20 protein-coding genes are annotated in these 23,644 nt (G+C 42.5%); 11 read left to right on the forward strand and 9 right to left on the reverse strand.

Going from position 1 to position 23,644, the window contains the following annotated elements; all coding sequences use genetic code 11:
• Nucleotides 1–16 precede the first annotated feature (16 nt).
• Nucleotides 17–1,231, forward strand: coding sequence for an IS256 family transposase (locus PSYC_RS10275; RefSeq protein WP_011280162.1), 1,215 nt, complete (start codon nt 17–19; stop codon nt 1,229–1,231).
• A gap of 246 nt (nt 1,232–1,477) precedes the next feature.
• Nucleotides 1,478–2,725, forward strand: coding sequence for an A/G-specific adenine glycosylase (mutY, locus tag PSYC_RS10280; protein WP_049750926.1), 1,248 nt, complete (start codon nt 1,478–1,480; stop codon nt 2,723–2,725).
• 247 nt (nt 2,726–2,972) lie between these two features.
• Here mutY and PSYC_RS10285 read toward each other — a convergent pair whose 3' ends face one another.
• Nucleotides 2,973–3,875 (reverse strand): acyl-CoA thioesterase, encoded by a 903-nt coding sequence (locus PSYC_RS10285; RefSeq protein ID WP_011281240.1) that lies wholly within the window; start codon nt 3,873–3,875, stop codon nt 2,973–2,975.
• A 275-nt stretch (nt 3,876–4,150) separates the two neighbouring features.
• Nucleotides 4,151–7,039 carry an RNA polymerase-associated protein RapA gene (gene rapA, locus PSYC_RS10290; protein WP_187147099.1) on the reverse strand — a complete coding sequence of 963 codons (2,889 nt, stop codon included), beginning with the start codon at nt 7,037–7,039 and terminating at the stop codon, nt 4,151–4,153.
• An 848-nt stretch (nt 7,040–7,887) separates the two neighbouring features.
• Here rapA and PSYC_RS10295 point away from each other — a divergent pair.
• Nucleotides 7,888–8,847 carry a D-2-hydroxyacid dehydrogenase gene (locus tag PSYC_RS10295; protein WP_011281242.1) on the forward strand — a complete coding sequence of 320 codons (960 nt, stop codon included), beginning with the start codon at nt 7,888–7,890 and terminating at the stop codon, nt 8,845–8,847.
• A 24-nt stretch (nt 8,848–8,871) separates the two neighbouring features.
• Here PSYC_RS10295 and PSYC_RS10300 read toward each other — a convergent pair whose 3' ends face one another.
• Complete coding sequence (locus PSYC_RS10300) at nt 8,872–9,585, reverse strand: RluA family pseudouridine synthase (protein ID WP_011281243.1); 714 nt, start codon at nt 9,583–9,585, stop codon at nt 8,872–8,874.
• Between the two features lie 434 nt (nt 9,586–10,019).
• On the opposite strand from PSYC_RS10300, the gene trxA reads away from it, so the two are divergent.
• From trxA to PSYC_RS10315, 3 genes are all read left to right on the forward strand, one after another.
• Complete coding sequence (gene trxA / locus PSYC_RS10305) at nt 10,020–10,346, forward strand: thioredoxin (protein WP_011281244.1); 327 nt, start codon at nt 10,020–10,022, stop codon at nt 10,344–10,346.
• Nucleotides 10,347–10,875: 529 nt separating this feature from the next.
• Complete coding sequence (gene rho / locus PSYC_RS10310) at nt 10,876–12,144, forward strand: transcription termination factor Rho (protein ID WP_020444407.1); 1,269 nt, start codon at nt 10,876–10,878, stop codon at nt 12,142–12,144.
• A 347-nt stretch (nt 12,145–12,491) separates the two neighbouring features.
• Nucleotides 12,492–12,731, forward strand: coding sequence for a glycine zipper 2TM domain-containing protein (locus PSYC_RS10315; protein ID WP_011281246.1), 240 nt, complete (start codon nt 12,492–12,494; stop codon nt 12,729–12,731).
• 303 nt (nt 12,732–13,034) lie between these two features.
• Here PSYC_RS10315 and PSYC_RS10320 read toward each other — a convergent pair whose 3' ends face one another.
• The gene (locus PSYC_RS10320) at nt 13,035–13,919 is read right to left on the reverse strand and encodes a KPN_02809 family neutral zinc metallopeptidase (protein ID WP_011281247.1); all 885 of its coding nucleotides are present in this window, start codon (nt 13,917–13,919) and stop codon (nt 13,035–13,037) included.
• Between the two features lie 544 nt (nt 13,920–14,463).
• On the opposite strand from PSYC_RS10320, the gene PSYC_RS10325 reads away from it, so the two are divergent.
• Nucleotides 14,464–14,802, forward strand: coding sequence for a hypothetical protein (locus PSYC_RS10325; protein ID WP_011281248.1), 339 nt, complete (start codon nt 14,464–14,466; stop codon nt 14,800–14,802).
• Between the two features lie 315 nt (nt 14,803–15,117).
• Here the strand turns inward: PSYC_RS10325 and PSYC_RS10330 are convergent, their stop codons facing one another.
• The 5 genes from PSYC_RS10330 to rpmI all read right to left on the reverse strand — a co-directional run bounded on the left by PSYC_RS10330 (nt 15,118) and on the right by rpmI (nt 20,198).
• Nucleotides 15,118–15,417 (reverse strand): integration host factor subunit alpha, encoded by a 300-nt coding sequence (locus PSYC_RS10330; RefSeq protein ID WP_011281249.1) that lies wholly within the window; start codon nt 15,415–15,417, stop codon nt 15,118–15,120.
• Nucleotides 15,418–15,664: 247 nt separating this feature from the next.
• Complete coding sequence (gene pheT, locus PSYC_RS10335; protein ID WP_011281250.1) at nt 15,665–18,070, reverse strand: phenylalanine--tRNA ligase subunit beta; 2,406 nt, start codon at nt 18,068–18,070, stop codon at nt 15,665–15,667.
• 59 nt (nt 18,071–18,129) lie between these two features.
• On the reverse strand, nt 18,130–19,185 hold the full coding sequence (pheS, locus tag PSYC_RS10340) for a phenylalanine--tRNA ligase subunit alpha (protein WP_011281251.1): 1,056 nt from the start codon (nt 19,183–19,185) through the stop codon (nt 18,130–18,132).
• Nucleotides 19,186–19,508: 323 nt separating this feature from the next.
• A complete protein-coding gene (gene rplT, locus PSYC_RS10345) occupies nt 19,509–19,865 on the reverse strand; it encodes a 50S ribosomal protein L20 (RefSeq protein WP_011281252.1) in 357 nt (118 codons plus the stop codon).
• A gap of 135 nt (nt 19,866–20,000) precedes the next feature.
• The gene (rpmI, locus tag PSYC_RS10350; RefSeq protein ID WP_011281253.1) at nt 20,001–20,198 is read right to left on the reverse strand and encodes a 50S ribosomal protein L35; all 198 of its coding nucleotides are present in this window, start codon (nt 20,196–20,198) and stop codon (nt 20,001–20,003) included.
• A 474-nt stretch (nt 20,199–20,672) separates the two neighbouring features.
• On the opposite strand from rpmI, the gene hisI reads away from it, so the two are divergent.
• From hisI to tatC, 4 genes are all read left to right on the forward strand, one after another.
• A complete protein-coding gene (gene hisI, locus PSYC_RS10355; RefSeq protein WP_041758072.1) occupies nt 20,673–21,518 on the forward strand; it encodes a phosphoribosyl-AMP cyclohydrolase in 846 nt (281 codons plus the stop codon).
• Nucleotides 21,519–21,706: 188 nt separating this feature from the next.
• Nucleotides 21,707–21,970 (forward strand): Sec-independent protein translocase subunit TatA, encoded by a 264-nt coding sequence (gene tatA / locus PSYC_RS10360; RefSeq protein ID WP_011281255.1) that lies wholly within the window; start codon nt 21,707–21,709, stop codon nt 21,968–21,970.
• 35 nt (nt 21,971–22,005) lie between these two features.
• Entirely contained in the window at nt 22,006–22,695 is a 690-nt protein-coding gene (gene tatB / locus PSYC_RS10365) for a Sec-independent protein translocase protein TatB (RefSeq protein ID WP_011281256.1), read from the forward strand.
• Entirely contained in the window at nt 22,695–23,531 is an 837-nt protein-coding gene (gene tatC, locus PSYC_RS10370; RefSeq protein ID WP_011281257.1) for a twin-arginine translocase subunit TatC, read from the forward strand. Before tatB ends, tatC begins: the two co-directional genes overlap by 1 nt.
• The last annotated feature ends 113 nt before the right edge of the window (nt 23,532–23,644 follow it).

Raw genomic sequence — 23,644 nt, forward strand, 5'->3', positions numbered from 1 at the left:
AACCGGAGAATAAGCAATGACTACTCAATCTGACATTAAAAAACTGGCCGAGCAAATGGCTAGTAGCATGAACAGCTTCGATGACATCAAAGACTTCCAAAAGCAGCTCATGCAATCCTTTATCGATACTGCCTTAGAAGCTGAGATGGAAGATCATCTAGGCTATCCTAAGCATGAGAAGGCAGACAAGCCTAATAAGCGTAATGGGCACACTAAAAAGACAGTCCGTAGCGACACAGGCGATCTTGAGATCTCCACCCCAAGAGACCGTGACAGCAGCTTTGAACCTGCATTAGTGCGTAAGCATCAAACCCGTGTCAGTGGACTTGATGACAAAATCATATTCTTTTATGCCAAAGGTCAAACGACGACTGAGATCGTTGATACCATCAAAGAGCTCTACGACGTAGATATCTCAAGTAGCTTGGTTTCAAGAGTCACCGACAATATATTAGATGACATCACCGCTTGGCAAAACCGTCCATTGAGTAGTGTTTATCCTATCGTCTATTTGGACTGCATTGTCGTTAAGGTACGTCAAGACAAGCAGATCATCAACAAAGCCATTTATTTAGCCTTAGGCGTTAACCTTAACGGTAAAAAAGAGCTGCTTGGTATGTGGCTATCAGAGAACGAGGGCGCTAAGTTCTGGCTAGGCGTACTCACTGAACTACAAAACCGCGGGGTTCAAGATATCTTGATCGCCTGTGTTGATGGTTTAAAGGGTTTCCCTGATGCCATTAACACCGTCTACCCTAAAGCTCAGGTTCAGCTGTGTATCGTGCATATGGTGCGGTATTCAATGAAGTTTGTGCCGTGGATAGATAAAAAGAATGTGGCGGCTGATCTAAAAGCCATCTATGGCGCTGATACCATAGAGCTTGCACAAGCCAACCTTGAGCACTTTGATGAGACTTGGGGCAAGAATTACCCACATGTGGTCAAGTCTTGGCGCAATAACTGGGAGGGCTTAACGGTGTTCTTTAATTATCCTAAAGACATCAGAAAAGCGATTTATACCACTAATGCTATTGAGTCTTTAAACAGTGTTATCCGTACGGCGGTGAATAAGCGTAAGGTATTCCCATCAGATCAGGCAGCATTCAAGGTGGTGTACTTAGCAACCCAGCAGGCATCCAAAAAGTGGTCGATGCCCATTCGTAACTGGACGTCTGCTTTAAATCGCTTTATGATTATGTTTGATGACCGTATTAGTAAGCATTTAATCTAAACGGCAGTTACACAGAATCTGGGATGGTCTCGCTAGCGCACCTGTTTGATCTTTATTATTTATCTTCAACTTATCTTAAAATGCTCACAAACTTTACTTGGCAAATAATACAGTCAATTGTCATTTTATCCAATGATGCTCACAACTAAGCTCATCTACTGTTGTCTTGTATCAATCGTATTACACCCCATAAATAACCTTAATCCCAAACCTTATATATCCCTGTTCAATTTACAAGGAATACTCTTGCCTACTCAATTTTCTCACTCATTAACTTCTTTAGACGCATTCGCCCCACGACTCCTTGCTTGGTTTGAAATCAACGGTCGTCATGATTTACCTTGGCAACAACACCAAACTGATACGCCCAATCCATATATCGTTTGGTTATCAGAAGTTATGCTCCAGCAAACACAGGTAACCACTGTACTGCCCTATTTTGCACGCTTTATGGCATCGTTTCCGACGGTGCAGGATTTGGCAGCAGCAGAATGGGATACCGTGGCAGAGCATTGGGCAGGGCTTGGTTACTATGCGCGTGCACGTAATTTGCATAAGGGTGCTAAACAGTTGGTTGAAGTCATCGATGAGACTGGTGAATACCCAACGACACTAGCAGGTTGGGAAGCGATATCAGGTGTTGGTCCTTCGACCGCTGGGGCAATTATGGCGATGGGCTTGCATCGTTATGGCGTGATTTGTGATGGCAACGTCAAACGGGTACTGACACGCTGGGCAGCAATTGATGGCGACATCACTAAGTCCGCTACGACCAAAGAGCTGTGGGCATTGGCAGAGCGTCTAACACCTAAAGAGAATTCAGGATTATTCGCCCAAGCGATGATGGATATGGGTGCAACCTTATGCACGCGTAGCAAGCCTGCTTGTCTATTATGCCCACTACAAGATGATTGCTTGGCTCATGCTCAAGGTCGTGAGACGGACTATCCAGTGAAAGCTAAAAAACAGCCTAAACCGAGTAAATTTAGCAATGCACTGCTTATTGAAAACGAAAATGGTGAGATACTGTGGCTACAGCGTCCTGACAATGGCATTTGGGGTGGACTGTGGAGTTTGCCGCTAGCATTTATAGAAAAAATTAGCGGAAAAGTTGCCGTGAAGGATGCTGACAAGAATAAAAATAAGGAACTAATTGCAGCGAATGATAATCAGCTTTTAGAAGTGGCTAGTAATGAGAAAGTATACGAGACAGAATTTACCACTGCTGAGCAAATTATTAATGAGTGGATAAATAAGAATGAATTGGTCGCAAAATCGGTCAACGACACATTACTGGATGATTCGCCTATTAAACATTCATTGACCCATTTTCATTGGTATTTGACACCACAAACAGTCAATTTAAATACTAAGCAAGCGCAAGAAATAACCGAAGCATTGCAAGCTGGCGAAATTAATATTAATTGGTTAAATGCGGATGATGCACAAGCAACGCTAGGATTACCAAAAGCGATGGTTAAGATTTTAGAATAATAAATGTCCCATTTATATATAGTTGAAATACTTTAAAGTCGCTACCGTATTGCTGGTGTAAATTTTTTGCAGCCTCTGTCTGCGTAGGCACAGCAAGCAAGAAAAATTTGCACCAGCAGTACCTGTTGTATCGATATTACTTTTCACCGACTATAAACTAATTTCCTAAAAGCACTTCATAAGCCATAAAAAAAGCGACTCAGCATAATCCTAAGTCGCTTTTTTTTGTTTATAGAAAGATAAAAACTTAAGACTTCGGTACACGCAAACGCATCAAACCTTCTTGCTGTACGGTCGCCACTAGCTTGCCATCTTGCCAAAACTGACCGTGATTGAGTCCCATCGCATTGGAGGTGGTATCACTCCACATGTCGTATAACAGCCAATCATTCAAGTCAAAATGACGATGAAAATGCATCGAATGGTCGATACTAGCAGCTTGCAAGCCACTGGTCATAAAGCTAATACCATGTGACATCAGCCCGGTACCAACCAGATAAAAATCAGAGGAAAATGCCAATAATGCTTGCTGAATCGCGACGGGTTGATTGCCAAGCTCGCGGATACGCAGCCAGTTCGCTTGCTTAGGCTTCATCGGTGCTGGGTGAATCGGATCACGTGGCTTAACCGGTTTAATCTCGACATGACGACGGCGCATAAAGCGAGATTTTAATGCCTCTGGGACTTTACCGACATAGTCTTCTTTTAAATCCTGCTCAGCGAGTAAATCTTCAGGCGGCGGATAAACAGGCATATCTTCTTGATACTCTAAGCCTTCTTCCATCGGTGAAAAAGACGCAATCATCGAAAATATCACTTGCTCAACCGGCGGCTTACCACGCACTTGCTTATATTGAATCGCCGTCACTTCACGCGCGGACAGGCTACGCCCATCACGTAAGCGCCGTACTTGATAAATCACCGGCTGGTTGATATCACCGCCGCGCAAAAAATACCCATGCAATGAATGACAAGGCTTATCTTCATCAAGCGTATGCGCTGCCGCCATGATCGCTTGTGCGAGCACTTGCCCACCAAAAATACGGGCACCGACATAGTCATGGCTTTTACCTTCAAATACATCAGGGCTGACTTCGATGAGCGCGACGGTAGCTAGTAGCTCACCTATCAGTTGTGAATAATCAGACATGACGATTACTTTCCTTATTTTTATCAATAACGCGATGTACCAAAGAATATCAAGACGATATGGCTTGAGACAATATGGCGTTTTAATTTAAATAATACGAAATCAATTGCAGTAATATACAAGATAAATCTTTAGATGAGCAATAACCTGGAACGAGTAATAAACATTATTACTACTATGATGAGCAATAACTTGATTATTGAAAACTCATGATAAAAGGTCATAAATAAAAACGAGATGTTTAAGCACACCTCGTTTTTACCATTGTATTAAATTTAGGGCTTTACTGCCACCAATACACGAATAGAATCTGGGACCAATGACAAGCTCGCCAATGCTTGCTCGCCTTGCGATTTTAACTGCTCTAAGCGCTCAATCTCTGCTGGACGCACGTTCGGATTGATGGTTTGCAGATGCTTAAGACGTTTGATCTCACGCGACCACTGCTGACTAAAGCGGGCGCTTGCTTGCTCACCAATTTCAGCCAACTGCTGACGGGCAATGTCTTCAGCTTCATAATAACGTTGCTCAATCACATCGCCGCGTACTTTAATCACTTGGCGCGCGCGGTTTTTATCCAAACGCTCAATGTGCGGCATGATCATATCGGCACTGATACGTGCTGACAAATCGCTACCCTGCTCACTTATAAAGACGCGGATATTTTGTGTGCTCAAAGTCGCAGGCAAGTTGAGCACTTTTGGTGCAATGGCTTCCACACGGAAATTTACCTCTAACATCACCATGCCTTGTGGTACTGCAGCACTTTTTAACATCGCAACCGTGGTATTGCCAAAGGTGCTGGTACTTGCCAGCTCATAAATCGCCTGCATCAGCGGATGTTCATGCGTGATAAAAGCAATATCTTCACGTTGTAGCGCTTGCTCACGCTCAAAAGTCAACGTCAAACCGTCTTCATCACCAAGTGGCAGACCGTCGATATAATCGCTAATCTCAGTGCTGTCAATCGGTGCAATCACCCACGAGCCATCACGTTGGATATTATGCTCGATATTGGCTGAGGCAAAAAAGCGCTCGATAAATTGCGGCAATAGATTGTGACCATCAAAATCACGCATGGCATCAGCGATACGCCCAGCAACGCGCGGACGGCATGAGTTGTATTCTAATAGACGATCACGACCAGCTTGCAATTGTGCCTCTAGTGCTAATCGTGTCTGTGCTGCGTCTGCAATAACCTCTTTTAGTATTACACGGTTCTCGTCAGTATCTGCACCTTCAAGCAGGGGCTTTAGATCTTGGATATACTGCTCTTGTACGCTTTGCGCTGTCGGTGAAATCTGATTGAACATATTCAGCGCGTTGTTATACCACTGATAGAGACGCTCTTGTGCGGTACCTTGTACATAGGGCACATGCAGCATGATTTGCTGCGTCTGCCCGATACGATCTAGACGACCGATACGCTGCTCTAAAGTATCTGGGTTGGCGGGCAAATCCCACAATATCAACTGACTGGCAAACTGGAAGTTACGTCCTTCAGAACCAATCTCTGAGCATAATAATATCTGTGCGCCTTCACTATCGGCAAAGAACGCCGCCGCTTGGTCACGCTCAAGCAAGGTCATCTGCTCAGTAAAGATGGCGGTTTTAATGCCCGCATGTAAGCGTAATACCGCCTCTAAACTCTCAACGGTCGCGCCACTACGTGCAATCAATAGTACCTTTTTATGCTTAAGCTCACCCTTTAAGATATCAATCAACCAAGGTACGCGCGGGTCATCTTCTAACCAGCCACCGTCAGGTTGGTTTTCTTCGCCCCATAGCTGTTCACGCAATTTACCATTGGTTTGGTAGCTGTCGACCCATGCTTCAGGTAATGACAATGGATACGGCTGACTGCTACGACCATAAAATCCTTTCACACTTTCACGGGTATTACGGAACAATATACGTCCGGTACCATGGCGATCTAGCAGCTCATTCAGCGCATAAGTGCGCAGCTTCTCATCTTCATTGATCGTCGCTAATTCATCGACACTAATCGTCAGCAAGCTGCTTAACGCGGCGATTTGCCCATCACTTAATGGCTTATCTTCTATTAATAGGCTGGCGACGGCTGCCGTTTCTGCAAAGGCTTCTTGACCATCAATAAACTCATCCAAATCATCAAAACGATCAGGGTCTAATAGACGCAAGCGGGCAAAGTGACTCTGCGCACCAAGCTGCTCAGGCGTGGCTGTTAATAGCATCACCCCTGCGGTTTCTTCAGCGAAATCTGCAATCAAATCGTACTTATCATTGCCGCCTTGCGCTTCATCCCAATGCAGGTGATGCGCCTCATCAACGACCAGTAAATCAAATCCTGCTTCCATCGCTTGGTCATACAAGTCAGGGTGGTCAAGGAGTAAGTCCATACCAGCGATGATACATTGCTCAGTCGCAAAGACGTTTTGCTCAGGGTCATGCTCTTTAATCGCCGCCGTTCGTACCAAGTCAAATAAGGCAAAGTTCAGATTAAAGCGGCGGCGCAGCTCAATCATCCACTGATATTGCAGACTGTCTGGCACGAGAATCAATACACGCTCAGCTTTACCCGTCAGCAGCTGCTGATGAATAATCAAGCCCGCCTCAATAGTTTTACCCAAACCAACTTCATCAGCAAGCAACACACGCGGTGCAATACGTTTGCCAACTTCATGAGCGATATAAAGCTGATGCTCAATGATGTCGACGCGCGCGCCCATTAAGCCTTTGAGCGGATGACCGGCAAGCGCTGACTGCATACGCAAAATATCTTGACGCAAGTCGTACCAATCGCTGCGCTCAATACGACCTGCCAGCAGACGCTCAAGTGGTTTCGCCAATGTAATATTGGCGGCAAGACGGGTTTCCATGATTGCTTTCTCATGCTCATTCACACTATATTTGAGCACGCCCATCACTTCTTCAACTGCGCTTACCGTATAGCTCTTACCCGCCTGATCAGAGATGCTATCGCCGACTTTAAACACCACACGCGATAACGGCGCAGAGTTTTTTGCATAAACGCGAGTCTCTTCACTTTGCGGAAATAAAATGTGCACACATCGGTCGTCTACATCGATGACCACACCTAAGCCCAGCTCGGACTCCGTATCAGATAAATAGCGTTGACCAACGGCGAATTCGGTGCTGTGCAATGAAGCGATAGAGATAGTCATAGGGCGATGTCTTTTTGTACTCAGATGATAAGAAAATAGGTAGCTTACGATGCAAGCCATGCTTGCTGGCTCAGTAACATGGATAAACTGATAATTATTGGATATACGTTCATTCAATATACATTCATTCAATATATAGTCATGAGATATATCGGTAACATCAGCTTGTGAGCTAGATCAATCGATAAAACAGACCATTATATAACGTTAGCGCCTAGATAAGTGCGTTAAGTTAACTTTTCAAGAGCAGATTTATGCTAGATAATGCCAAAGCTAAGCATAAGTTGGGCTTATAAACCAATAAGATAACGACTCGCAAGTAAAGAAAAAATATTACCCTTATAGAATTGTGACTATTCCGTTAAATCATTATAAAAAAGCTATATCAGTGTTATTCATCATAAGTCAGTGGCGAAAATATTGCGCCGATTATCTTTACCTTAAAACAAGATGCGCCGCATTTATTGCTATTGGTACAGACCGAATGCCAAGATGCTGGATTGCTGATTGACTTGATTAATAAGGATGTGCGCATTGATTTGAGCAGTCGCGTACGTAGTCTTATTAGACACAACTTATGGGGGTCAGTTCATTTCAACATTAAAGTAGAGGTTTTTTGCTTTGTACTTTTTGTACTATAGTTGAAATACTTTAAAGTCGCTACAGTATTGCTGGTGTAAATTTTTTGCAGCCTCTGTCTGCGTAGGCACAGCAAGCAAGAAAAATTTGCACCAGCAGTACGTGTTGTATCGATATTACTTTTCACCGACTATAAATACTGCAACGTGCTACATTAAGCCGATAAGAACCAAAACCCATTTACGATAACAACGAGATAAGGAATCACCATGCGTGCGGTTTTTTTAGATAAAGGCACTTTTTCTGATAACGTCGACTTGCCAGCGCCGGCTGGTGTCACTGACTATATTACTTACGATGAGACGCCTCAAGAACTGATTATTGAGCGCTGTCAAAATGCCGATATTATTTTTACCAATAAAGTGCAAATCAATGCCGAAGTGATTGCTAAGCTACCGAAGCTAAAACTCATTCAATTAACTGCTACTGGGATGAATAACGTTGATCAAGACGCTTGTACAGCACGTAATATCTCGCTTTATAACGTCGCCGGTTACGCCGTTAAAAGTGTGCCCGAACATACCTTTATGCTGATGCTCAACGCTATGCGTGCCGGTATTTATTATCATAATAAAGTCACCGATGGCACATGGGCAGATAATGGTAATTTTTGCCTGCTTGATATCCCACTCATCGACTTAGAAGACAAAACGCTTGGTATTATTGGCATTGGTACCATCGGCAAACGCGTCACCGAAATCGCTCGTGCCTTTGGCATGACGGTACTGTGGGCAGAGCGCCAAGGGTGTGCGCCGCGTAATGATGATTACACTGCCTTTGATGGCGTGCTCGCTCGTTCTGATGTGATTAGCTTACATTGTCCCTTAAATGATGCTACCCAGCATTTGATTAACGCAGATACCTTGGCAAAAATGACCAAGAAGCCGCTGATTATTAACGTCGCTCGCGGCGGTATCGTCGATAGCCAAGCGCTTGCTGATGCTATTAACAATGAGCAGGTTTTAGGCTATGGCAGCGATGTTTTTGAGCAAGAGCCAATCGCTGCCAACGATCCTTTACTTGCTCTTGGTGAGCATCCGCGCGTGATATTTAGTCCGCACAATGCTTGGGGTAGTAAAAGCGCGCAAGAAACCTTGTGGCAGATGCTCAGCAAACAAGTCACCGACTTTATTAATCAGGCCAATAAAATCATCAATAATGGATTTTAGTTGACCATTAAATCACGAAAAATGCTAAAAAGGTGTTGGGCTTTCCCAATCCATCCAAGCCCCAAGCGTCGGATGCTTAAGGCGCAGTTGCTGTGCATGTAGATTCAGCCTTGGCGCAATATCTAATGCCTGCCCTTCTGCATAAATTGGGTCACCAATCATCACATGCCCGACATGTACCATATGCACGCGCAGCTGATGGCTGCGACCAGTGACAGGCTTTAGCAGTACCCGCGTGACTGTCTGACCATTGCATTCTTCATGCGCCAATACTTCATATAAAGTCAGCGCATGCTTTGACCAGTCATGATCAACGATATGTCGCGGCTTGGTGGTTGGCTCATAGCGTACAGGTACCGATATCTTTCCAGTAGCGCCAGCGCTTTCCCATTGACCAAAAACCCGTGCCTGATAGCTTTTTTGCGGTAGTCGGTCAATAAATTGCTTACTAATATTGGTCTGTGCCGCTGCATTTTTGGCAAAAATAAGCAGCCCAGAGGTGTCCATATCGAGTCGATGAATCAGTTTGACTGCAGGATTGGCGCGCTCAAGGCGGGCGAGCAAACTGACCTTTAGTGTCTTACCGTCGACACTTAATAGTCCTGCGGGCTTGTCAACCACCCAGATATCATCGTCTTCATAGACTGTAATCTGTTTTGCAAACACTTGAAAAAACTCAGGTGGACGAGTATTTTCTTCAGCATTAAGGGCGTCAATTTTTTTATCAGTGAAGGGCATAAATGTGAGCTACTTATATCAATGGATTGAGTAATGAATGGCTATTAATAAATTGAAAGGTATAAAACTTAATAAAAATAACAAAATTTTTAAAGATATAGTTGAAATACTTTAAAGCAGATAAGTACTACTGGTATTAGCGTCTCTTTTTTAAATGCAGTAAACGAGAGCCATTCATGCTTAATAAAAGGTAACGACCGTTAAAGCAAGTAACGGATAGAATATAAGCTGTATTGTTGTGTGTCGATTTATTGTGCTAATCGTAATTGTTAAACAATTTAACCAGCCTATGTCTGTCAACTTTGGGCAAACATGTTAATATAATGGCAGATTTCTACCCCTTCTTAACATTCTTTAGCCATCCATCCGTTTAATATGAAACCCATATTTATTGATGGTTAGTGATAGAAATAATAAAACAAGAGAGAAAAATTATGTCAGACCTTATTATTAATACCACCGATGCCAACTTTGACCAAGACGTCCTGCAATCTGACGTGCCAGTCTTAGTAGATTTTTGGGCAACGTGGTGTGGTCCTTGTAAAGCCATCGCACCTATTTTAGAAGATTTAGCAACTGAGTACCAAGGTAAAGTTAAAATCGTTAAAGTTGACGTTGATAACAACCCACAAGCAGCAAGTCGTTTTGGTATCCGTAACATTCCTACCCTATTTGTCTTTAAAGGTGGTGAAAAAGTAGATTCAGTAATGGGCCTACAGCCAAAAGCTGAATTGGCAAAAGTGTTAGATAAGCATTTGTAACTTAACACTTGCTTGCTTTGATCGCTCTTAGTAAATACGTTAGAAATACCATAAATACTAAAGCCATTATCTGATACAGATAATGGCTTTTTTGTTGATTTTATGAGCAAAAAACGGAATTACATGACTTTTTTGGCAAAAATTATTGACAATACTATCTTTAAGCCCGTATAGTCTTCTGATAAGAGAAAACTAATGGTTTTCCTAAATATCTTGTCGCTATTCTCCTCGTGTTTATCAACAAAAACACCATCGTCATTATTAAATACCACTACTGACCGAATGACTAAACACAATGACTGATATTGAGTTTTTGACGCAGACTCTTATGTAGACTTCTTTATCTTCACCTTTTATAACTTGTCTGACTCTCTTGCGACAAGCTCGTAAATTGACACATAAAATCAAACCTACATAAATCTTAACTCTGTATATATACCCTCTATCGCCCTAATACCATTGTTTTAATCACTGTCGTGATTTGTGAATAATGGCATCTCTCATCTTATCAACTGCTAACGACCTATCTATGAATCTTACTGAATTAAAGAAAAAATCAATCGCTGAGCTACTGGCCATCGCCAAAGAGATGGGTCTTGATAATATGGCACGTAGCCGTAAACAAGATATTATCTTTGCTATTTTAAAAACCCATGCCCGTAACGGCGAGGCCATCTATGGTGATGGTGTGCTTGAAGTGCTCCCTGATGGTTTTGGCTTTTTGCGCTCATCAGAAGGCTCTTATTTAGCAGGTCCTGACGATATCTATGTCAGCCCAAGCCAAATTCGCCGCTTTAGTCTAAAAACCGGTGACAGTATCGCAGGCACAATTCGTCCACCAAAAGATTCTGAGCGTTATTTTGCCCTACTCAAAGTCGGCGAAATTAACTTTGATACGCCAGACCGCTCGCGTCATAAGCTTATCTTTGAAAACTTAACCCCATTATTTCCAACTGAGCAATTGAAGCTTGAGCTCGGTAATGGCACGACTGAGGACTTAACTGGTCGTATTATTGATCTGATTGCACCGATTGGTAAAGGGCAGCGCTCTATTATTGTTGCACCGCCTAAAGCCGGTAAAACGATGCTGCTACAGTCGATAGCACAATCAATTACCCGTAATAATCCTGAATGCTACCTTATTGTACTGCTAATTGATGAGCGTCCAGAAGAAGTTACTGAAATGGAGCGTACGGTACGTGGTGAAGTGGTTGCCTCGACCTTTGATGAACCGCCACAGCGCCATGTACAGGTTGCAGAAATGGTCATCGAAAAAGCCAAGCGCTTGGTTGAGCACAAACAAGATGTGGTCATTTTGCTTGATTCGATTACCCGCCTAGCCCGTGCCTATAACACGGTAATTCCTTCATCAGGTAAAGTATTGACCGGTGGTTTGGATGCCAATGCCCTTGAGCGTCCAAAACGTTTCTTTGGCGCTGCTCGTAATATTGAAGAAGGCGGCAGCTTGACCATTATTGCCAGTGCCCTTATCGATACTGGTAGTAAGATGGACAGCGTTATCTTTGAGGAATTTAAAGGTACCGGCAACCAAGAGATTACCCTTGAACGTGATTTGGCTGAAAAACGCGTCTTCCCAGCGATTAATATCAAAAAGTCGGGGACACGCCGTGAAGAACGTCTGCTTGATGAAGATAAACTGCGTAAAGTTTGGATCCTGCGTAAATTACTACAGCCGATGGATGGTGTACAAGCCACTGAATTCTTATTGGATCGTTTAAAAGAAGCCAAAACCAATGATGAATTCTTTGAGCAGATGAAGCGTAAATCACAGAATTAGTTTTAAATCTTTTACTACAATAAATTTTCATGAATGATGAATGTTTCACTCATAAAGGCTGCCTAAAAGGCAGTCTTTTTATTTTTATTTTTATTACTATTGGCTATGTTATTAGGCATAATCCAAATCAAAAACAGTTAGCTTACTATCAGTATAAATACAATAACCCTAAGCAAAGGCACTACCAATGACACAGTGAGGCAACATAGTTTACAGCTTACTTGCAAAGCTTAGCGTTTCTACTACGACCAGATGCACACATAAGGGCTACTATAAGCGTTAAGAACATACTGAAATATATACCGTATACTTAGTATTTTAAACTTGATTATTTAATAGGTGATATTATGAAACTTGCTAAAACTATCGCAATGACGGCTCTTACTAGCTCTGCTCTTATTATGGGTGGCTGTGCTACTAACGGATACAACAGTGGTTTGAGCAATACTGCAAAAGGCGCCACTGCTGGCGCTGTTGCTGGTGCGCTTATCAAAAGTAAAGGCGACAGCAAAGACATCGCTCGTGGCGCAATCGCTGGTGCTGCTCTTGGCGGCGCTGGTGGTTATATCTATGACCACACTAGATAATAAGTTTTAAGCAGTTATTTTGGCAAATATGTTTTAATTAAAGATATTACCTAGCCAAATAGCTGACAAAAAGCCTGCAATTAAATTGCAGGCTTTTTTGTGTGTAACGATTATTATATTAACTGTTGTTATACCCATCAATATAGCTATAGTTGAAATACTTTAAAGTCGCTACCGTATTGCTGGTGTAAATTTTTTGCAGCCTCTGTCTGCGTAGGCACAGCAAGCAAGAAAAATTTGCACCAGTAGTACGTGTTGTATCGATATTACTTTTCACCGACTATATTTTTATAATAGGCAGTTTTATAAAGCACCGCTAAACGTATCACAAGTTTGCACATTACCACTCTCTAGACCACGCGTAAACCACTCTACACGCTGTTGGCTGGTACCATGAGTAAAGTTATCAGGTACTACTGCCCCGCCGCCTGCACGTGCCAAGCGGTCATCACCAATTTGACCAGCCGCATTGATGGCTTCATCGATATCACCTGCCTCTAAAAACTGTACACGCTCTTGATTGCGCTGCGCCCAAACACCAGCAAAGCAATCGGCTTGTAGCTCTTGCAGTACAGACAATTTATTTGCTTGTGCACGAGTCACTTGACGGCTAGCTTCATTTACTTGCTGAGTAATACCAAGCAGTGTCTGCACATGGTGACCTACTTCATGGGAGATAACATAAGCTTGGGCAAAATCGCCAGCTTTGTTTTGATTTTCACTATCCCCTGAGTTTTGAATATCACCAGAGATACCAAGCTTTTGGCGCATTTCTACAAAAAACGACGTGTCCAAATAGACCGTCTGATCACCTGGGCAATAAAAAGGACCCGTCGCTGAGCTGGCACTACCACAGGCAGAACTGACTTGCCCATTAAATAAAATCAGTGACGGCTCTTTATACGTACTACCGCCCTCATTGAATATCTGATGCCAAACCTCTTCAGTATCCGCTAATACCACTTTGACAAACTGTGTATCGCGATCGTCACTAGTGGCCGGTTCAGTAGACGTGTTACCACCGCCTGCAACCTCTTGACCTGTCTGCAATGCGGTCATGGGATTTACCCCAAATACCAGCCATAAAATACCAGCAATAATGATACCACCGATACCGCCACCCATTATCTTACCGCCACCACTACTGGTGCGCACGTTAGTACTGCCGCGTCTGCCTTGCCATTTCATAATCTTACTCCCAAAAAATATGATATCTTATGCTGCTCATATCGATTATTATTCATGTTATATATTTTTTAGCTCAATCCTTTGATTTCATATCTTGATAGGCTTTGCTAATTTTATCTGCCACAGACTACAAACTGCTTTAAAACACTTAGCGCTTTTTTGTCTTTACAGACTGCTATCATGACTATTATTTGGCATCACTTATTAATCCGCTATTTTCTTTATTATTATGCTGTCATAAATAGTGCAAACAGATACAAAGTACCAGACATAAGAAATTTATCTGCAATAAGCAGATGTCGTTGATTATACGTCGATTAATTTAACTTTTTGTATGGATAATTATGTTAGATAAGTAAAATAAAACCCTGTTTACAATTTTATTGTAACTTAATTGTACAACCTCTTTCTATGCAGAAAGAAATCATATAGAATGCTTGCAAGCTGAGTAGCTGCGACTAAGACCAGTTGAATATCTGAGAAATCTTGGATGTTCAACCTTTTTTGCTGCTACTGCTCATTTAATTATCCCGGAGAAAACCTTATGAACTTAAAATTACTTGCTCTAGCTGGTATCATGACTGCAACTATGGGCTTAACTGCCTGTGATAGCAACAAAGAAAACGCTGCTGAAGATTTATCTGACGCGAAAGAAGAAGTAACTGACGCTTCTGAGCAATTAGACGAAGCTGTTCCTGCTGAAGCAGAAGCTGCTGTTGCCGGTGCTGAAGCTGATATCGCTGATGCACAACTTGCTACTGCTACTAACGAAATCGATGCTGAAGTACCTGTAGATGGTACTACTACTAGCGTTGACGTAGCTAGCGAAACTCCAGCTGTAGACGCAGCTGATGCAGTTGTAGTTGAAGAAGCAGCTAAGTAATTTTTATTTTTATAAATAAAAATACTGTACTGAAAAAAAGAGAGCCTATGCTCTCTTTTTTTATGCCTGTAATTTATGTTTTGTATATAGTTGAAATACTTTAAAGTCGCTACAGTATTGCTGGTGTAAATTTTTTGCAGCCTCTGTCTGCGTAGGCACAGCAAGCAAGAAAAATTTGCACCAGTAGTACCTGTTGTATCGATATTACTTTTCACCGACTATAACTAAAACAATGTCGCATAAAAAAGTGATGGCTATGACAGTCGATTTAACAGACAACTGCGAACCATCACTTTTCAATCCTACTCACTACTATTATTGATCAAATAGGCGCTCATCGACCTGTTGACGGAATTTCTGTCCTGTTTTAAAGGTCACAACGCGGCGTGCTGATACCGCAACGGGCTCCCCTGTCTTAGGATTACGACCTGGGCGGCTATTTTTGTCTTTTAGCTCAAAGTTGCCAAAGCCTGAAAGCTTGACCTCTTTGCCATCAATCAAACTCTCTGACAATTCGTCAAAAAAATTCTCCACCAAACAGCGACCCTCTTGGCGTGTTAGGTTTAGGTGACTCATCAAATGCTCAATCATGTCAGATTTGGTTAAGGTGCTCACAGTACGACTCCTATGCTATGTCGTGATGTCGAATATCATGGTTTAGCGGTATGAGAATTAATGTTAGCTATTATAAAGGTTTTTGTACGTCTTTTTAATAAAGCCTGCATTAAAATCCTTTATTAATAACCACTTAACTTACTCTATGAATAAAATCTTCTATCAGGTAATAATTTTTATAAATAGCAAAAATCCATAGCCTCCTTTATATTGAGGCTATAGAGTATCTGTCTATTATGATTAGAGGTTAGCTGTCGCGCAGCTGTGCTGAATGCTCAACCGTTAATGCTTGTACCACTTTATCAGTGGCAGTTTTTACAGCATCATCCGATAAGGTTTGCGTTTTATCTTGCCATATTAATGCAAAGGCTAATGAACGTTGACCTGCTGGCACTTTTTCGCCTTGATATACATCAAACAACCAAAGATCAGTCAAGAGTGTACCTGATGCCTTGCGTATGGTTGACTCTAGCGTTTGAAGGCTGATGTCGCTGTCTACTAATATAGCAATATCGCGGCGCACTTGCGGGAACTTACTTGGGGTGGTGATGGCATGCTGTTCACGAGCAAGCGTCAGCAATGGTGCCAGTGACAACTGTGCAACCCAAGTGGTTGTCAGATCTAACTGTTTGGCAGTATTCGGATGTAATTGTCCAAGCCAGCCGACATACTGATCATCGATATATAGCTTAGCGCTTTGTCCAGGGTGCAAGAAAGCAAGCTGACTACGCTCATAGCGGATACGCGCATTATCGATTTTCGCTGGTAATAACTGCTCAATATCATGCTTGAGATCATAAAAGTCTAACGCACGGTTTTGATAAGCTTGCTCATCCCAAACGTCACCAACTGCTACTATAGCAATACTTGGCGTTTGTACTAAATCACTCACACTATGACCGACAAAACTTAAACCGGTCTCAAAAAAACGCACGCGTGATTGCTGGCGATTTAAGTTGTATTGTACGCAAGGCAATAAGCTTGATAATAATGTACGGCGCATCACCGCCAAGTCGCTAGAGATAGGATTGGCTAATGCTAATACCTCACCTAATGCTTTATCATCAAGCAAGGCTTCTAATTTGGCATCACTAAAACTAAAGCTAATCGCTTCCATATAGCCGTTATCAACCAAAGCAAGCTTCATCTCATGCGTCAAATCTGCGGTATCGTCATAGTCCATGCTGACTTGCAAATGTGGCAATATGCTTGGGATGTTGTCATAGCCATAGATACGAGCAATCTCTTCGATGAGGTCTTCTTTAATACTCATGTCGAAGCGATACGATGGCGGCGTGCAAATAAGGCTATCTGCTTGCTGCTCTACTTTAAACCCTAATTGGGTCAAAATACGCACCATAACTACTGGCTCAATTTCAATACCAATGACGTCACGAACCTTTGTAATCGGCAATGTAATAGGCGCACGAGCAGGTAAATGATCGCTATTCTCCATTGCGACGATTTGTCCCGCTTGGCTACCTGTGACGCTAGTAATCAAATCAACTGCACGCGCTAAAGCAAGCGCTGGCAACTCAAAATCAACACCTCTCTCAAAACGTTGTGAGGCATCGGTATGCAAACCAAAACGGCGTGCGCGCGCAGCAATTGCTAATGGATTAAAAAAAGCACTCTCCAACACAATATTGGTCGTGCTATCAGTCACACTGCTACGCTGACCACCCATGATACCCGCTAGAGCAAGTGCGCCTTTATCATCAGCAATCACCAATTCATCACCCGTTAAGCTGATGGTTTGCTCATTCAGTAAAGTAATGGTTTCTTCAGGCTGTGCCAAACGCACCACGATATCCCCGACGATAGTATCGGCATCAAACGCATGTAACGGTTGACCCAATTCCATCAAGACATAGTTGGTCACATCAACCAAAAAGTTGTGCGAACGTAGTCCTGACTGCACTAGTGCATCTTGCATCCATTTTGGCGTATCGATAGTACGATCAATATTGCTTATCGACTGTAAAAAGTAGCGTGGACAAGCTTCAACCGCACTGACGGTCACAGCTGGCATCGCTTCGTTGTGAATAACTTGATTGTTGTCAGGGATATTTGGCATTTGTAACGGCAAATCATTAATCACTGATATCTCGCGCGCAATACCACGTACGCTAAAGCAATCACCGCGATTTGGGGTGATGGAGATATCCAATATTTGATTGTCTAAACCCAAATATTCACGGATATCGGTACCAATCGGTGCATCAGTAGGTAGCTCAAGCAGACCATCAATGTTATCGGTTAAATCAATTTCAGATGCGCCGCAGAGCATACCGTTAGAGTCGACACCGCGTAGGTTACCATTTTTAATTTTAAAGCCCGTACCATCATCAGAAGGTAAAACGGCACCAACGGTAGCAACAGGTACTTTCATACCAACAGTAACGTTGGGCGCGCCGCAAACGATTTGTAATGGCTCAACTGCACCAATATTGACCTGCGTCACGCGCAATTTATCCGCATCTGGATGCTGCTCGACGCTAATTACTTCGCCGACGACCACACCGCTAAAGGCACGGGCAACCGCAAAGCGATCGTCGATCTCAAGCCCTGCCATCGTTAGTTGGTCTGCCAATTGTTCACTGCTATTGTTGGGATTTACCCATTGACGTAGCCACTGTTCGCTAATTTTCATAAATATCTCGGATCAAAATTTTGGAGTAAAGGTAGACGTATTATTATTAAAAATAAAATCTAGCCAAACTGTTTTAAGAAGCGTACGTCATTTTGGAAAAACAGGCGCAAATCATCGATACCGTAATATAGCATCGCAAAACGCTCAATCCCCATTCCAAAGGCGAAGCCGGTATATTTTTCGGCATCAATACCGCAGTTGGTAAGCACCTGTGGATGCACCATACCGCAGCCCATGACCTCAAGCCATTTGCCATTATCATCTAAGATATCTACTTCGGCTGATGGCTCAGTGAATGGGAAGAATGATGGACGGAAACGAACGGTCAGCTCTTTGGCAAAAAACGCTTCCAAAAACTCACTAATCAGACCTTTTAGCTCAGCAAAGGTACTCGATTCTGTGACCATAAGCCCTTCTAACTGATGGAACATCGGCGAATGGGTTTGGTCAGAGTCATTACGATAAACGCGACCAGGGCAAATAATACGAATCGGTGGCTCATTTTTTTCCATGGTACGAATCTGTACCGGACTGGTGTGCGTACGCAGTAAATAATGCGCATCAAAGTAGAAAGTATCGTGCATCGCGCGTGCTGGGTGATGTGAAGGAATATTCAGCGCTTCAAAGTTATAATAGTCGCTCTCAACTTCAGGACCGGTTGCGACATTAAAACCCGCTTGTATAAAATACTGCTGCATACGCTGGGTAATCATCGTTACCGGATGCAAATGACCTTTTTGACCACCGCGAGCAGGCAAAGTGATATCAATGCTCTCGCTTGCAAGTTTGGCATTTAATGCCACCACTTCTAGCTGCTGCTGCTGTGCTGTCAATGCGTCTTGAATACGGCTACGCACTTCATGCAGCCAGCCGCCGTAGGTTTTTTTATCGTCGTTACTAAGTTTACCCATCTGCTTTGACCAGCCAGTTAAGGGGCTCTTTTTGCCGGTCAGTTGCACACGCAAATCTTGCAATAGACGCACATCGCTCACTTGTAAGATTAAAGCTTCGGCAGCACTAGTAAACTCAATCAGCTGAGCTTCATTAAGTTCGTTGAGCTCTGAGGATAAGGTCGGTAGCGCCGACAAATCGGTGGTAGCAGCAGGGGTAGTCATAAGACGCATTCTTCCTGATTTAAGCGGACTATTAATTGTAGGGATTTGACCAAATATTGCAAACCATTTACCCAATCATTTAAAAATAACGTTAGTTACATGAATGGCTTGAATATTTAGACGATGATAAAGGCTGTTTTATAAAAACGTATTGTGCTCTGGCGCTAAAAATAGGCAGTAAGATAATATGATATAAAAAAAGCCACCGACCAGCGGTAGCTTTTATTAATATCGTACTATTAATCAATATTATTCCTATCCATGTAGATAACTACTTATCAATAATGACTCAACAAGCAGTATATCTAGAGGATGGCTAATATTTATGCCAGTTCCGCTTTAGCTTTTTCGACCAACGCTGTGAAAGTCGCTGCATCATGCATAGCGATGTCAGCAAGTACGCGACGATCGATTGCAATGTTAGCTTTTTTCATGCCATTGATAAAGCGGCTATAGCTTAAGCCGTTTAAGCGTGCACCAGCATTGATACGTGCAATCCAAAGACGACGGAAAGTACGTTTTTTGTTGCGACGGTCACGATAAGCATATTGACCAGCTTTGGTCACTGCTTGTACCGCTACACGATAAACACGTGAACGGGCACCGTAGTAGCCTTTTGCGCGTTTTAGGATTTTTTTGTGACGACGATTCGCCTGTACACCACGTTTTACACGGGCCATAAATTACTCCAAGATTTCTTTAATGACTGTTAAGCGAGTAACGATGTTATTAACACATAAACATCGTTGTCAGATTGCAACGTCAAATCTGTTTAATCACAATATTTTTGATTAAACCCAAATGACAATAGGCTATTAGATGTATGGGCACATACGACGAACTGCTGCTTCGTCAGACTTGTCCACCATCTTAAGACCGCGCAACTGGCGAATACGCTTGGCTGATTTCTTGGTCAAGATATGGCTTTTGAATGCTTGCTTGCGCTTGAAGCCGTTCGCTGTTTTTTTGAAGCGTTTAGCGGCACCGCTTCTGGTTTTCATCTTAACTTTCATGATGATTTGCCTCTTTGTCTTTGATAGAACCTGGTCGTCAAATAGTGAAAACAGAATAGTCGCTGTAAAAACAAGTACTAAACCTCTATTTGCCTCGAGGTGGGAGGCGCTATTTTAGCAGATAGGTCACTGTTTTGCCAAGGAAAGTTTTGACTTCCTACTCTCACTGACAATTCTTAGTAAAAACTAATAACCTTTAACCCATATTTATCTTCAAAGGTTTCATAAATAAAAATCTAAAAGTAAAATATGAGTGTTCACAAATCTGTTGTGACTAATTAACAATTATTGGTCTATCAAAATGCAGCTCAGGTATAATTGTCACTTATTTACTGTCATTAAAATATTGAATATCAGTCTAAGCTATGTTTAAGTAGTGATTGCGTCTTAATAAAGCTTTAACATAGCGCATCCTGAATCCTGTTATTTAACAAACACCTTACTTCTTTCCAATTATAAGACGACAGATAAATGATGACTTTACCTGCTTGGCTGACTGCCGTAAATTTTAATGCTGATGGTTTGATTCCTGCAATTGCGCAAGATCATGAGTCAGGACGTATTTTGATGATGGCTTGGATGAATGCTGAGTCGCTACAATTGACTGCCGATACACAGACCGCAGTTTATTTTTCGCGTTCACGTGCCAAGTTATGGCATAAGGGCGAGTCGTCAGGGCATACGCAACGTGTGCATGATATTCGTCTAGATTGTGACGCCGATGTGATTGTGCTGAGTGTGACTCAAGCAGGTGGTATCGCTTGTCATACTGGTCGCGAATCTTGTTTTTATCAGCGTTTGGATTTATCAGGGCAAACGCCTGAGTGGCAAACGGTCGATAAAGTAATAAAAGATCCAGCAGAGATTTATCATTCGAATGAAGTGGCCAATCCTCCACCAACCAACGATGCGACAGCTCATAACTCAGTCAGTTTTGATGCTGATGCTAATCAAGCCAAAGCAGATAAGACCTCAATTTTACAGCAACTGGATCGAGTGTTAGCAGAACGTAAACAAGCCGACGCTGATAGTTCTTATGTGGCGAGTCTATATGACAAAGGTCTCAATAAAATATTAGAAAAAGTCGGTGAAGAAAGTACTGAGAGTATCATCGCTGCCAAAGACTTTGCTAATTGCGACGAAAACATAGATAAATCGCAATATGATGAGGCACGTTCTGAGCTCATCTATGAAGTGGCAGATGTCTGGTTTCATACTTTAGTTGGGCTGGCATGGTTCGGTATCGAATCAGATGCGGTATTAAACGAGTTAGGACGACGCTTTGGTCTATCAGGTATTGATGAAAAGGCGGCGCGATAGTTTTGATAAGCTAAGGCGCTGCCCTGTTTGATTATTGTTACTTTCACCTTTTTGTCACAAGTGCAGGTTATAATATAGCTCTGTTTCATTTCGCATGGTATGTCGAGAATTTTTATTGAATATATCGATATTTGATAAACTCAAAGTAGGCATACAAAGACTGAAAACCAAGATACAAGGATACCTTTATGGGTAGTTTTTCTATTACGCATTGGCTGATATTATTGGTGGTGGTGGTGGTGGTATTTGGCACCTCTAAGCTAAGAAATGCTGGTAAAGATTTGGGCGGCGCAGTCAAAGGGTTTAAAGAAGCGGTCAAAGATGAAAATACTGAGCACGCTAAAAAACATGTGGTGCTTGATCATGATGCTGGCACAAATCCACCAAACATAACAGGCACTCAGTCTGATACGACTTCAGCCAATAAAGTTGATGACACACACAATGTATAATACGTACGGTATATAGACGGTGATACTGAACCATTATGTTTGATATTGGGTTTTCTGAATTACTGCTTTTTGGCGTCATCGCCTTAATTGTCTTGGGTCCTGAAAAGCTGCCGCAAGCAGCCCGTACGGCTGGGCAATGGTATGCCAAAATTCGTCGTACCGTTTCCACCTTGCAGTCTGAAATTGAAGCGGAACTTGACTTGGCTGAAACTCGTCAACTGATGCAAAAAGAGCTTGCTAAAATTCGCCAAACTGAAGCAGAAATGCGGCGTGAAATGGCAGAGATGCGCGGTAGTATAAAAGAGTTTGAACATTCACAAAGTCAGAACCTTAAAACCTCCGACAAGGCCGCCTCACCTGCCAATCAAGCAAATAATGATAGTGCTATACAAAATAATAATGAGCCAGCGACGTTTTCTTATGCTTATGGGCAAAGTAACAACCTAACCGACAGTCAACAGTTATCAAATCAGGATATAACCAGCATTAATAGTGATGCAGTAACAGACTCTTCTACTATTAAGCAGCCTGCTCAGCCTTTGATCACTAAGCCGTGGGAAAACATGTGGTTCCGCCTTGGCGCTTATGATAAAGCGCGTCGCTTACCTGCCGTGCCCTACTTACCCAACTATAAAGCCGATATTTTATTAAACAGCTCTTTTGATAGCTCTTTTGATAGCCCTTTAAATACACAGGCTTCTGTAAATCAGCAGGAGAGTGAGTAATGGATTTATTTAAACGGCAAAAAATCCGCCTAGAAAAAGTAACGGACTCCGCGATTGAAGGCGAGACAGAGACGACAAAAAATGATGATTCGGGCGACATATTAAGTCCGTTGGCTGACATGCCTATTACTGAGCATCTCATTGAGCTGCGTCGACATCTGATTAAGATATGCGTTGCCGTACTGGTGATATTTTTAGCGTTGGTCGGTTTTTCACGCGAATTGTATGATTTTTTATCCAACCCATTGGTTGCCCAGTTGCCCGCCAACTCAACGATGATTGCCACAGATATCACCTCAAACTTTATGGCACCGATACGCTTAACGATATTCGTCGCCGCATTTTTTGCAATGCCTTATATCTTGTATCAAATATGGTCTTTTGTGGCACCAGGCTTATATAAAAAAGAGAAGAAAGTCGCTATTCCAGTGCTGCTATCCTCTATATTTTTATTTTATTCTGGGGTGGCTTTTGCCTATTTTATTGTACTCAAAGGGGTACTGAAATTCTTTATCATGTTCGCGCCGCAGAATGTCTTGCCGATGACAGATATCGACAGTTATCTGAGTTTTGCGCTTAAGCTGTTTATGGTATTTGGGCTGACATTTGAGATTCCAGTCGTCACTTTGCTGTTGATATTGGTCGGCATCGTCTCCATTCAGAGCTTACAAGATAAACGCCGTTATATTATTGTCGGCTGTTTTGCAGTCGCCGCAGTTGTCACACCGCCCGATGGGGTATCGATGTTGATGCTTGCCATTCCGATGTGGTTATTGTTTGAGCTGGGGTTGTTTTTGGCAAAAATATTAATTAAAGAAGATCGTAACCTTGCTTAAGCCGTAAATAAATACGGAATAACATATTGTTATTCTTGTTAGCGATATATGCACAAAAAAAGCCATTGTCTATGCAGTGGCTTTTTTTACCCCTCTTATTTTTTATCCTCTTT

Source organism: Psychrobacter arcticus 273-4, from assembly GCF_000012305.1.
Lineage (GTDB): Bacteria > Pseudomonadota > Gammaproteobacteria > Pseudomonadales > Moraxellaceae > Psychrobacter > Psychrobacter arcticus.